The 10,884-nt window shown below is 68.4% G+C and carries 11 protein-coding genes and 1 pseudogene; 6 read left to right on the forward strand and 6 right to left on the reverse strand.

What is annotated here, in order from left to right; genetic code table 11:
- Window positions 1-83: 83 nt before the first annotated feature.
- Window positions 84-341, forward strand: a pseudogene (locus ABZ434_RS20495) (ATP-binding protein); the annotation flags it as partial.
- Between the two features lie 211 nt (window positions 342-552).
- On the opposite strand, the gene ABZ434_RS20500 reads toward ABZ434_RS20495, so the two are convergent.
- Window positions 553-927: a MerR family transcriptional regulator gene (locus ABZ434_RS20500; RefSeq protein ID WP_359138540.1), complete on the reverse strand. Its 375-nt coding sequence runs from the start codon at window positions 925-927 to the stop codon at window positions 553-555.
- A 104-nt stretch (window positions 928-1,031) separates the two neighbouring features.
- Here ABZ434_RS20500 and ABZ434_RS20505 point away from each other — a divergent pair, with 104 nt between their 5' ends.
- Complete coding sequence (locus tag ABZ434_RS20505; protein ID WP_359138543.1) at window positions 1,032-1,502, forward strand: hypothetical protein; 471 nt, start codon at window positions 1,032-1,034, stop codon at window positions 1,500-1,502.
- Between the two features lie 421 nt (window positions 1,503-1,923).
- Here the strand turns inward: ABZ434_RS20505 and ABZ434_RS20510 are convergent, their stop codons facing one another.
- Together ABZ434_RS20510 and ABZ434_RS20515 are read right to left on the reverse strand one after the other, a co-directional pair.
- On the reverse strand, window positions 1,924-2,721 hold the full coding sequence (locus ABZ434_RS20510; RefSeq protein WP_359138546.1) for a maleylpyruvate isomerase family mycothiol-dependent enzyme: 798 nt from the start codon (window positions 2,719-2,721) through the stop codon (window positions 1,924-1,926).
- A gap of 521 nt (window positions 2,722-3,242) precedes the next feature.
- Window positions 3,243-3,974 carry an SDR family oxidoreductase gene (locus ABZ434_RS20515; RefSeq protein ID WP_359138549.1) on the reverse strand — a complete coding sequence of 244 codons (732 nt, stop codon included), beginning with the start codon at window positions 3,972-3,974 and terminating at the stop codon, window positions 3,243-3,245.
- 97 nt (window positions 3,975-4,071) lie between these two features.
- Between ABZ434_RS20515 and ABZ434_RS20520 the strand changes: the two genes are divergently transcribed.
- Window positions 4,072-4,920: a LysR family transcriptional regulator gene (locus ABZ434_RS20520; RefSeq protein WP_359138552.1), complete on the forward strand. Its 849-nt coding sequence runs from the start codon at window positions 4,072-4,074 to the stop codon at window positions 4,918-4,920.
- Between the two features lie 560 nt (window positions 4,921-5,480).
- On the opposite strand, the gene ABZ434_RS20525 is transcribed toward ABZ434_RS20520, so the two are convergent.
- Window positions 5,481-5,984, reverse strand: a complete 504-nt coding sequence (locus tag ABZ434_RS20525; protein WP_359138555.1) for a lamin tail domain-containing protein — start codon at window positions 5,982-5,984, stop codon at window positions 5,481-5,483.
- Window positions 5,985-6,383: 399 nt separating this feature from the next.
- Here ABZ434_RS20525 and ABZ434_RS20530 point away from each other — a divergent pair, with 399 nt between their 5' ends.
- Window positions 6,384-6,902, forward strand: a complete 519-nt coding sequence (locus ABZ434_RS20530) for a nucleoside deaminase (protein WP_359138557.1) — start codon at window positions 6,384-6,386, stop codon at window positions 6,900-6,902.
- A gap of 134 nt (window positions 6,903-7,036) precedes the next feature.
- Here the strand turns inward: ABZ434_RS20530 and ABZ434_RS20535 are convergent, their stop codons facing one another.
- Window positions 7,037-7,441, reverse strand: a complete 405-nt coding sequence (locus ABZ434_RS20535) for a type II toxin-antitoxin system PemK/MazF family toxin (protein WP_359138560.1) — start codon at window positions 7,439-7,441, stop codon at window positions 7,037-7,039.
- Window positions 7,442-7,462: 21 nt separating this feature from the next.
- Entirely contained in the window at window positions 7,463-7,732 is a 270-nt protein-coding gene (locus ABZ434_RS20540) for a hypothetical protein (RefSeq protein WP_359138563.1), read from the reverse strand.
- 1,464 nt (window positions 7,733-9,196) lie between these two features.
- Between ABZ434_RS20540 and ABZ434_RS20545 the strand changes: the two genes are divergently transcribed.
- Both ABZ434_RS20545 and ABZ434_RS20550 read left to right on the forward strand, forming a co-directional pair.
- Window positions 9,197-9,862 carry a hypothetical protein gene (locus tag ABZ434_RS20545; RefSeq protein ID WP_359138565.1) on the forward strand — a complete coding sequence of 222 codons (666 nt, stop codon included), beginning with the start codon at window positions 9,197-9,199 and terminating at the stop codon, window positions 9,860-9,862.
- 774 nt (window positions 9,863-10,636) lie between these two features.
- Window positions 10,637-10,855, forward strand: coding sequence for an MbtH family NRPS accessory protein (locus ABZ434_RS20550; RefSeq protein WP_359138568.1), 219 nt, complete (start codon window positions 10,637-10,639; stop codon window positions 10,853-10,855).
- The last annotated feature ends 29 nt before the right edge of the window (window positions 10,856-10,884 follow it).

Genomic DNA, 10,884 nt, shown 5'->3' on the forward strand with positions numbered 1-10,884 from the left:
CGGACCGCTGATATTCCCCACGGCCTGGGTTTCCGGTTGGGGCTGCGGTGTGCTCGAGAAGGTCGGGGAGGCTCGGGTGACGGGCGACGGTGCATGGGCCGCCAGGAGTCAGCAAGACGCACATCTCCGTCACCCTGGCTGTCGCGGCCTGCTGGGCCGCTACTCGATACTTCACCCGTCTCGACGACATGGACCGCAGCCTCAGGGCCGCCGAGGCCGCCGGGGCGTCTGGCGGCTAGCTCCGAGGCCTACCTGGGGCCCGGTCTCCTAGTCATCGACGAGGTCGGCTACCAGCCCTGGAACGAGCCGAGGCGACACCGGTCTGTCAGCCCGTCTCCAGAGCCACGCGTACGACGGGCTCGTGGGCGGGCTGCTGCTTGACACGACGGGCTGGAGGCCAGGCAGTCGACGACGTTGCCATGGCAGTCGGGAGGGGGAGCGGCGGCCAGGCAGCCGCGCGCTGTGTGGCTCGCCCCGGCGCACCGTCGCCACCGGGCGGCCTGGGTGCGGTGTGCCGCTGTCACTGCGGCGGCACACCGTGACGGCCGCTGCCTACGGCCTGCGATCGGTCCGCTGACCGGCCCGCAACGGACAGCCGGTGCCGACGCGCTCGGCAAGGTCGGCGCGCAGGGCTGCGAGTTGGGCCATGCGTGCGTCGACGAGCTGGATCTTTTCCTCGAACAGCGCGGACAGCGCCTCCGCGACGTCCGGTGCCCCGCTCAGCTTCTCGCCGGTCTGTGCGATCTCCGCCAGAGAGAATCCGAGTGTCTGTGCGGTCCGCACGTAGTGCAGCCAGGCCACCGTCCCGGGGGCGAAGTCTCGATAGCCGTTGGCCAGGCGCCGACCTGCGATAAGTCCCATCTTCTCGTAGAACCGAAGCGTGTCCCTGGTCATCCCCGTCTGCGCGGCCAGCTCACCGATGCGCATACCCCAGCGCCCCCTTCTTTCGGATGACGGACTTGACCTTGGACCGTACTCCACTGTTTAGCGTCAGGTGTCGGTCAGCCCTCTGACGAACAGGAGCCTCATCCATGATCCGTCTCTCCGCCCCCGCACGTCCCGCCTATCTTCAGGTCGTACGCGCCAGCGCCTGGTACGACCTCGCGGTCACCGCGGGTTTCGTGACACCGTGGACCTACGCCCTGGTGCACGGCGCCCTGTCGTCGCTGGGCGACAGACTCGGGTGGGGCATGCTGCCCGAACCCGAGCCGTGGCAGACCCTGTACGCGAATTTGATGGGCTCGGTCGTCGTTGTCTGGGCCACCCTGCGCATCGTCCGGGTGCTGCCTGTGCACGGATTGTTCGACGGTGTCGCGCGTATCCTGTTCTCCGCGTGGATGGCGTACGCACTGGCCGAAGGTGCCTCGCGAATCCTGTGGCCGTTCCTCACTGTCGAGATCGTGTGGGGCATCGTCCAGCTTGCGCCTTGGCTGCGCCACCGACCCCGCGACGCCGGCTTTGAACAGCAGGCCGGCCGACCGGGACGCGCAGTGGCCAACTGAAGGGCTCAGGCCGTACGCGACTTCGCTGAGAGCGGGCATCGGGTCGCTCCTCAGTGGTGGGGTGCGGGGCGAGGTCATGTCCCGGTGGTCCGTCGGGGCAGAGAGGGCCGATCAGGCGCTCCAGTGCCAGCATCCGCAGGTACTCGACAGTCTCCTGGGCGCTGACGGCGTACGGGGTGTGCGGTGAAGGGGAGGTGACCTCGATGCCGGGAGCAACCGCCCTCGACGAAGTGCGACCGGCAACCGGCAGTCGCGCGGCCACCGCTGGACAAGGGCATGATGCGCCGTCAGCCCCCTCGTGCGGGGCTTGGTGACGCCCCGAGGCCGCTTCTCGGGTTCGAGCCCGGTGCCGCGCCTGACGAGCCTGGCGAAGAGTCGCGTCCTACCGGCTCGATGCGCGGCCAACCGCCGCCGCCACGTCCTACTCCTCCGGTTCCCAGGCGCGGAGCAGGTCGAGCAGCCCTGGGTCTCCGTCAACGTGCAGGGAATCGGCCGGGATTCGGTCGTACAGGTAGATGACCAACTCACCGGCTGTGCCATGGATGGAGACGCCGGCTGCGTCAGAGTCCTCGCTGGTCGTGGCAGTGGGCGCGGGGATGCGGGTGGAGCGTGCGCCGTCGCCGTCGGCGGTGAGGCGCCAGGAACGGCCCTCGGCGCTGTGGAAGTCGAAGGTCGTGGGCTTGTGCGGCCAGGCGCTGGGCGTCGCCACGCAGGTGAACAGGAACTCCTCGACACCGTCGAGGGCGACCTCGGCCGGCAGCGGCTGCGGGGCGCCCGCGGCGAGTTGGGCGTCGTAGGTGTGCATTGCGCTCTCCTGGACCCGGTGCCGGGCGACTCCGCCAGAGGTCCGCGGCGTCTGCAGGGCACTCCACCACGCCCAGCAGCCGGCATCCGGGCCCGCCTCCCGCAGGGCGCTCAGCAGAACCTGCGTCGAGGCGGCCATCCAGGCCAGCAGGGCCTCACGCTCCCGCGGCACTTCCAGAGCGGTGCGCGCGGCGGCGGCCTCGGCCGGGGGAGCGTCGGCAGGTCCCGCGCCGACGATGGCGGCCCAGAAACGGTCTCCCCCACCCAGGTGCTTCGCCATGTCGAACAGCGTCCACCCTGGGCAGGTCGGCACCGGTGCGTCGAGACTGGGCGCGGCGGCGACAGCGGCGCGAAAGGCGGTCGACCGTTCATCGATCAGTTGCAGCAGGTCAGGGAACTCAAGATTCTTTTCCACGCCGGATGTCTATCACCGTGCGGCGGTGATCGGACAGCGATTTCCCACAGCCGCCCGCCGGTTGGCCATCGCGGACGTCGTCCTCGCCGCCCACAGCTCGAGAAGCCGTGCACTGCTGCGAGGACGACGGTGGTGGCGGTATGCCCGGCGGCGTGTCTGTGGGTGCTCCGGCCTCGCTGCGCGGCCAGGTACCTCGGCGACGTGACGTCCGTCCGGTGCGCGTGGTCACGCTGCCCTCAACGTGATGGACGGGGAGGCTGCGACGGCGGGGGAGGACCGGTCGGTCGGGAGTTCATGTCGCGGCAGGAGACCCGGCCGGTCGGGTCCGGCGGGTTCGGCGCCGGCAGGGATGGGGTTCGGCGACGCGATGCTGTGCCGCTAAGCGGTAGTGGGAACCATGAGGGTGAGGAGATTCTGCAATTCGGACCCTGCAGGTCACGCTTGTCGGAACCCAATGGTCACGCTGCTTGCAACCTGCAGTGAATTGCCACGTGTCCGGTGGGTGACGACCGCCGCGCTCATCACCAGGGCACCACACCGGAGTCCTCGAAGAACTCGCCGGTCGGGCCGTCGTCGGGCAGGGTCGCGAGTTTGATGGCGATCTCCGCCCCTTGTTCGGGGGTGCGCACCCCGCGGAAGCCGTTGAGGTCGGTCGCGACGTAGCCGGGGCAGCCGGCGTTGATCAGGATGTTCGTGCCGAGCAACTCCCGGGCGTACTGGAGGGTGACGGCGTTCAGGAAGGTCTTCGACGGTGCGTAGGCCACGGCCACCGGACCCGTCGTCTGCTCGGCGGCGGTTCCTGACTGTCGGGTGAGGGAGCCGACGCTGCTGGACATGTTCACGATCCGCGGTGAGGCGGAGCGGCGCAGCAGCGGCATCATCGCGTTGGTGACGCGGATGACGCCGATCACGTTGGTCTCCATGACCGCCCTCATGGTGGCGGGATCGACCCTGGTGGGTTCCTGCGGCATGCCGCCGGTGATGGCGGCGTTGTTGACGAGCACGTCGAGGCGCCCGGCTCTTTCCTCGACCAGTCGCGCGGCGGCACTCACGCTCGTGTCGTCGGTCACGTCCAGCGGTACGCCGAACGCCTCGACGCCGCGCGCTCGCAGTCTCTCCACCGCGGCCGCACGGCGCTCGTCGTCGCGGGCGCCGACGCCGACGCGCCAGCCGAGGGCGCCCAGGCCCGCGGCGATCTCGTAGCCGATTCCTTTGTTGGCGCCGGTGACCAGCGCAATCGTTCGTTCGCTCATGGGGACCATGCTGCCCTCGGGTCCCGGCGGGGGTCCAAGACCGATCGGGTGATCGACGATACCTTCAGGGTATTGATCCGGGATACCGTGGCGCGTCATGGAGACCCGGGAACTGCGATACTTCGTCACCGTCGCTGAAGAACTGCACTTCGGGCGCGCCGCGCAACGGCTCGGAATGGCGCAGCCGCCCTTGTCACGGGCAATTCAGCAGCTCGAACGCCGGCTCGGTGCGGCGCTGCTGGATCGGACCAGCCGCACCGTCACGCTGACCGAGGCCGGCTCGGTGCTGTTGGTAGAGGGCCGGGCGGCCCTCGACGCGGTCGACGCCGCCGAACGGCGGACCCGTCGTGCAGCCCTTTCTGCGAGCGACCGTCCCGGCCTGGTCCTGGTCACGAAAGCCAGCGCGTCCAGAGAACTGCTGGCGAAACTGCTCGACGCCTACGCCACCGAACCCGGCGCGGTCCCTGTTGAAGTGGTCCTGTGCGGCCCGGCCGAGCAGGAACGGTTCCTGCGCGAAGGACGGGCCGACGTGGCGCTGCTGCACCGGCCGTTCGACTCGACGGCCGGTTTCCACACCGAGGAGCTCAGCACGGAGGGCCAGGTTGTGGTCCTGCCTGCCGGGCATCCCCTCACCGTCCGGACCCATGTGTACATGGCCGACATCACCGGGCTGCCGGGCCTGCCCCTGCCGCGCTGGCCCGACCCCGACGGCACCTATCCGCCCGGCCCGGGCCCGCAGGTCCGGGACCACGCGCAGCTGTTGCAACTCGTCGCGCTCGGCCGTGCTTGTGCGGTCTCACCGGAGTCGTGCCGGGCCCAGTTGCACGGTGATCTCGCCGCCGTGCCCGTGCTGGACGCGCCGACAGTCACCACCGTGATCGCCTGGCCGCCGCACAGCCGGTCCAGAGCCGTCGCCGACCTGGTCCGGACTGCGACACGTCTCTAGCGGTTCCCGCAAGCCTGGCCAGGCTCTCCACCTGGGGCGATGTGCAGATTTACGCAGAACGACCCCGTCGGAGGCAACCTCCAGCCGCTCGTCGACATGGTCGGCACTCACGGCACCGAGGCCATCCTCAACGCCGTCGACCGTCCCGACGCAGAGGACACTGCTGACGTCGCCGTCGCGACGTCCCACCGGTCCGAAGGCCGCCGATGGGTGAGCGTCAGGACCGGAGTCGACTGCGCGCCAGCGCGGTGAACCAGATCGCGACGGTTACGAGAAGGACGCCGCGGCCGGCCTGTCCCGGTCCCATTGCCGAAGCCGGGCTCGCGTATGCCGCAGGCGCCCGGGCCCGCCACACTCTCGACTTCGGCGGGACTGGTCATCACCACTCCGCGGGGACCCACCACATAGCCGGCCATCGCGGCGCGGGCACCACCCCATGTGCGGCCGCGGCACGGCTTCTGCGCCGTCCCTTTGTGTTGCGGAGCTTGGGCTGGAGGCCGCTGTCGAAACTCTCCGATGCAGGCACGTGCCCAAGCTCCGTGACGCTGGGTGCCGGTGGTTCAGCCGTGGTAGGTGATGTAGCCGTTGCCGTCACGGTCGTTGGACTTCTTGGTGTAGGTGTGGACGTCGGCGCGGGCGCCGGTGGGCTTGTACAGGTAGATGGTGTCCTTGTCGTTGTTCCAGATGAAGTTGCAGTTCTGGCGGTAGACGACGTTCTTGGCGTCGGAATCGGTGCCGTGTGCGCCGCGCAGGCTGACGTAGTCGCCGGGCTGCAGGTAGTGGGACGCCTTGAAGACGAACTTGTTGCCGACGGCGTCCTTGACGACGTAACCCTTGAGGTTGACGGTCGCGGTGCGCGAGTAGTTCTTGATCGTCAGGTACTCGCTCTTGGTGTTGCCACCCGAGCACTTGTTGGAGTCCTTGCCCGGAGCGTCGTACTGCACGCCCTTGATCTTCAGAGCGGAGGAGTACTCGGCAGCCTGCGCGGGAGCGGCGGCTATGAGGCCGAGCGCGATGACCGAAGCGGAAGCCGCGGCGGTGGCAAGGGTGTGACGGGCGTTCATGAGGATTCCCCCCTCAATGGTGCGGATGGAGCGTGCTGGAGCATACCGAAACATGTGACTATCGTGTGAAGAAAGTTCGTTGAAAGTATGCGCAACGCGCTGCTGGCTGTTCTGGCGCAAGCAGTGGCGGACGCGTGCACAGCACGGCCGCGCGCCTCCCCGTCCCACCCCGCCCGCCCGTCTTCACTCGGCTTCGGCGGGCGGTCACGGAGGAACCCGGCCCGACCGGTCTCTCGCCGCAACCACTTCCGCCCCCACCGCCGGCCGGGGTCATGTCCGGGCCCGGCAGCACGGTTGTTGCCCTGACGACGACACCCCCTGTGCACGCCCGGACCTCACTCGCCAGCACGTTCTCAACAGGCCCTGGCGCGGCCCGGACGCGACCTCGACGGTTGAAGCATGATGAAGTGGAGTATGACCTTGGAGAGTGCGCTCACCGACGAGGACCACCGACACCTGCTCCGTTGTATCGATCTGGCCCGCGAGGCGTTGGATGCCGGTGATGAGCCGTTCGGCTCGATCCTCGTCGACGCGAAGGGCGAGCAGAGGTTCGCAGACCGAAACCGAGTCGCCGGCGGTGACCACACACGGCATCCGGAGTTTGAGATCGCCCGATGGGCTGCGCAGCATCTCTCCCCCTCGGAGCGCGCGCAGGCGACGGTTTACACGTCAGGCGAGCATTGTCCGATGTGCGCTGCTGCGCACGCCTGGGTCGGTCTGGGACGGATCGTATACGCCAGCAGCAGCCAACAACTCACCCAGTGGCATCGCGAATGGGGCATCCCTGCGGGGCCGGTGGCACCGCTGCCCGTCAGCGCGGTTGCTCCGTCCGTCGAGGTGGCAGGGCCAGAAGCGGAGCTCAGCGAGCAGGTTCGTGCGCTCCACGCGCGCCGGCACATGATCAGCTCAACCGACTAGTATTCCAGCCGTAGATCGTGATCTCGATGGTGAGGGGCGCCTCGATGGTGAGGGGCGCCGAGGAGACGGGTAGCCGGCGTCGATCATCTCGCCCGAGACAGCCCACGCCTCGAGGGCGTCGGCTCCTTCTCCGTCTACCCGAGTTCACCGCGACGGAGGGCGTCCCTTATCTCGCTGAGCTTCGCGGTCGTTGCCGGGGTCCGCTCCTGCGCTTGGTCAGCGAGTCGGAGGGCATCGTCAATCTCTCCGAGCTTCACGGAGGACAGGACGGCCGCCCGCTCTATCAGGTCGTCACGGGAAACAGTGGTCAGCCACGTGCAAGGGGTGAAGCCTGGACGCGGGAACGCGAGCCGCAGCACGCCATCGAACGGCAGCCCTTCACCGGCGCCGACCGTCACTTCGATGCCCAGACCGCTGATGTCGGCGCCCGCCGGAGCGACGACCTGCATCACCCGGATCCCGGACGTGTCGTCTCCCGACAGCAGTACGACCAACTTCCGCTCGTCGAACTGGACCCACCAGACTTCGCCACGTTGCACAAGCCCTCCGATGACGCGAGTTCAGCGCAGTGGCCGGCGAAGACGCAGTTCGCGCAACCACTCGCGGATCTGTTTCTCATCGTGCAGGAAGCTGCCGTCCGGCCCGGCAGGGAGGTCAATGCCGCTGAGGCGATCGAGCGCCCACCACGCCAAGTCATCCCACACGAGATCGTCGACGGCCATCCATTCTCCCGCCCACCGATCCACCTCGTCCCGGCTCAGACGTCCATCCAGGACTGCGAGGAAGTGCTCCTCAATCTCCTCTGCCCCGGGTTGTCCACTGGCGCTCATGGAACGACCGTACACACGACAGGGCACACGTTGCTCGATGCTGCCCTAGGAGGACTTCGTTGCGTCCATAGGCACGTGTTCTCCTGGCGGCGAACTGCTGCCGGCCGAGTGCGACGACCGGGCCGGTTGGCGCTCCGAACGCCCGGTCGAGGCCGCGTCCTCTCCGCGGGACACTTGCCTGAGGGCGGTCGGCTTCGACGCCAACCCCGCATCGGCCCGGCCATCGTCAACACCCTCGTGAACGCGACCGGGGCAAGCCTGCGAGCCGCGGCACCGGCAAGTCGCAGCCACCAATCGCCCTGGGCGCGGAGGTCGCAAGGCGCGACGTCCGCGTCCGCTACGTGCCGGCAGCCCGTTTCGGGAACGAGTTGGTCGCGGCTGCCGACGAGGGGGTGTCCATTCCTTTCTGCATTGGCGGAGGCAGATGGGGAGACCGCGACTGCGCCTAGCGAGGGTCAGCGCTGCTGGCTGCAGCCGGTGAGGGGATTGCTCGTCCGTCACAGTCGCGGCCTCCTGCTGCGGACTGACTGCTCGGCCTCTGACACACTGGTGCCGTGACAGTGCAACGAAAGGGCCATGCCGCGTAGGCGTCCGTCGGACCTGCGCTCGGCCCGCCGGAGGTTCGCGGGGGAGCGTGGACGATATTCGAAGATCGGTCAGGTTTCCGGATCGACACAGGCTGAGATCATCCGCTTGGAGCGAACTCGCTTCGCGCCAGGTGACCTGGGCAAAGCCCTGGCTGCCTGGAGTGAAGTGGCGCGTACGCCGCGACGGCGTGCGCCTGACGTTCGCACGGGCTGCGGTGAACCGTCCTGCTGCCCACCGGAGCCGGACGAATGGCGGGAGCTCCTGGAGCTCGCCGTACACGCCCTGTCCTTGAAGTCCGCGCGCGAGCTCGCCCGCATCGTCGGGCTCCTGGACGACAGAATCCTCGATCACCCGGCCTTGAGGCACACCGTTTCACCGCGCGGTCGCTGGTGGCACTTCAGCCGGTGGCCGTGGGAGGACTGACTGCGTTTCGTCGAGCCGAGGCTCGCCCCGCAGCCAGGCCGATCGCGGTCTCAGGTGGTCGAGGAAGGCGAGGATCTTGTCGGTGGGCCGGTAGTGGCCCGGCGAGCGGTTGCCCGTGCGCTGCTCGTGCGCGTCGCCGCGTACCGGAGTCCGGGACCGCTGCTTCCGGTGGCGGCTCGGGGAACGTGGGGGCACGGCGAGGTCAGCCCCGGAGATCGGCCCTACGTCAGCCGTGGCCGTGGCCATGGCCTTCGCGAAGCGAATCGTGCCGTGGCTGCATCCCGGTCGGTTGGAGCAAGAGCCTCGATGCCGAGCCCAGTGGCGAAGCCTGACTGAGCGCCATGGTCGGCCCACGAGCACATGAGTTGTCCCCGCGCGCGATTCCTGGACCTCGAGACAGCGGGCGGGACCCTCGCCGGGGTGAGGTGAGCCCCGCCCCTAGACTTCGGCACCATGACGGCCACCACTCCCGTATCGCCTATCCCGGTCGCGCCTGACGGTCTGACCAGCAGGGCCAAGAGGTTCGTGGAAGTAGAGGGAATTCGCGTTCCCCGGCAGGGTGTCGGACGCCGCCGCGACGCGTGGATCAGACGCGGCATCCCAGCCGCGGAGATCGATCGTGCCTCTGCCTTTCAGGACCGCTGGGGCGGTCTCGCGCTGCCTCCGGCCCCGTTTTACGAGAGCGGCCCCCGCATCCTCGATGCGGACGTTCCCGAGGGCTCGGCAGTGGAGGGCTGGTGGATTCCGGCCGGTGACTGTCGGGTGTCGATGGCCTACGGGTTCATGATCGGCCCTGGCGGCGAGTTCGGGATCCACGGCTCCCGTTGGGCGCCGCTGCATGCCAGTACGGACGGCTGGGTGGAATCGCTGGCTTTGGCCACCCACGCGCGACGCTGGGCCAAGACCATCACGAGGACCACCGGCAGAGCCGTCGAGTCCCTGGACTTGGGCGGGTACGAGCAGGTGTCCGAAGTGCAGGGCCTGACTGACACCTGGTGGCGGGGCGAGGACACACTCATCGCCCTCTACCGCGGCGAGGCCGTCGGCCTCGACGCACCTCAATGCCTCGAGGCTCACATCTACGGCGGCCTCGATTCGTGGGGTCTGCACGGCGGCTGACCTCTCATGGCAGTCCTCGGCTCGAACCTGCCGCCGCGGTCGCGGGGCGCTGCTGTCCCCACCGGGCCGATGTCGGTCAGCCCGCCCTTCGCGAGGGTGCCGTTGCGGGAGCGGCCGCTGTTCTCTCGCGGCTGGGTCGCTGCCATGCCGTCTCCACGTTCCCCTCCGTCACCGTCGTCCCGGACGGCAGCCCGTGGCTCCGCCCTGTCGGCCTTCGGCAGTGCCGGACCGGCTTGCGCCATGGAGCCAGCTGCTGTCGTCACCGGGCCCGGGCCGGCCCGGTCCGGCGGGAATGAGGCGGGGCGCTTGACCGGCGCATGGGGGCGCGGCGCGATCTGTCCATGTCCCAGAGTCCGCTGGCGTACGCCGGCGCTATCCGGATTTGAGCGGGTCGAATTCAGTGATACGCGCACAAGAAGGGCATGGGGTGGCCGGATATTTGTGTCGAGGGCGAGTTGGCATATGTCTCGGGCGACCCGCTTCCTCGTCACCCCATTGGCTACTCGTAAGTAATGGACTGAGTTCGCATCTTTGGTCATCGGGGGTCCTCTATTGTTTGGAGTGTTCGGGCGGATCCGGGGAAAGTGTCCTAGGTCCGTTGGTGTGACGTCGATATCTCAAGGACTGATGCATTCCCGCCATGCGTGGCCGAGAGTGCACCGCAAGGAGTGGATGGCTCGGTGGCGGGGTGCTGAGAATTGATTCGCGCCAGCTTGCCTGAAAACCGCTGATGAACATGTCGTAGATAGTGTGAGTACAAGTCAGGGGGCGGTAGTGAGCAATCCTTTCGATGACGAGTCGGGACGGTTCGTGACGCTGGTGAATGGCGAGGGTCAGTACTCGCTGTGGCCGGCGCACATCGACATCCCGGGCGGCTGGAGTGTGGGCGGACCGGAGGGGTCGCGCCAGGAGTGCCTGGATGCGATCGAGGCCGCCTGGACGGACATGCGGCCCACCAGTCTGGTGCGGGCGATGGAATCCGGCACCGGGTAAGGGTTGCAGGGGCGGCGGGATATCGCCTC

This window comes from Streptomyces sp. NPDC005761 (assembly GCF_040630635.1).
In the GTDB taxonomy this organism is placed as follows: Bacteria; Actinomycetota; Actinomycetes; order Streptomycetales; family Streptomycetaceae; genus Streptomyces.

Bases quoted from the DNA above. Each gene is read 5' to 3' on its own strand.
- ABZ434_RS20545 (WP_359138565.1), top strand. From the start codon at position 9,197: ATGACGGCCACCACTCCCGTATCGCCTATCCCGGTCGCGCCTGACGGT.
- ABZ434_RS20530 (WP_359138557.1), top strand. From the start codon at position 6,384: ATGATGAAGTGGAGTATGACCTTGGAGAGTGCGCTCACCGACGAGGAC.
- ABZ434_RS20515 (WP_359138549.1), bottom strand. From the start codon at position 3,974: ATGAGCGAACGAACGATTGCGCTGGTCACCGGCGCCAACAAAGGAATC.
- ABZ434_RS20525 (WP_359138555.1), bottom strand. From the start codon at position 5,984: ATGAACGCCCGTCACACCCTTGCCACCGCCGCGGCTTCCGCTTCGGTC.
- ABZ434_RS20520 (WP_359138552.1), top strand. From the start codon at position 4,072: ATGGAGACCCGGGAACTGCGATACTTCGTCACCGTCGCTGAAGAACTG.
- ABZ434_RS20540 (WP_359138563.1), bottom strand. From the start codon at position 7,732: ATGAGCGCCAGTGGACAACCCGGGGCAGAGGAGATTGAGGAGCACTTC.
- ABZ434_RS20500 (WP_359138540.1), bottom strand. From the start codon at position 927: ATGCGCATCGGTGAGCTGGCCGCGCAGACGGGGATGACCAGGGACACG.
- ABZ434_RS20505 (WP_359138543.1), top strand. From the start codon at position 1,032: ATGATCCGTCTCTCCGCCCCCGCACGTCCCGCCTATCTTCAGGTCGTA.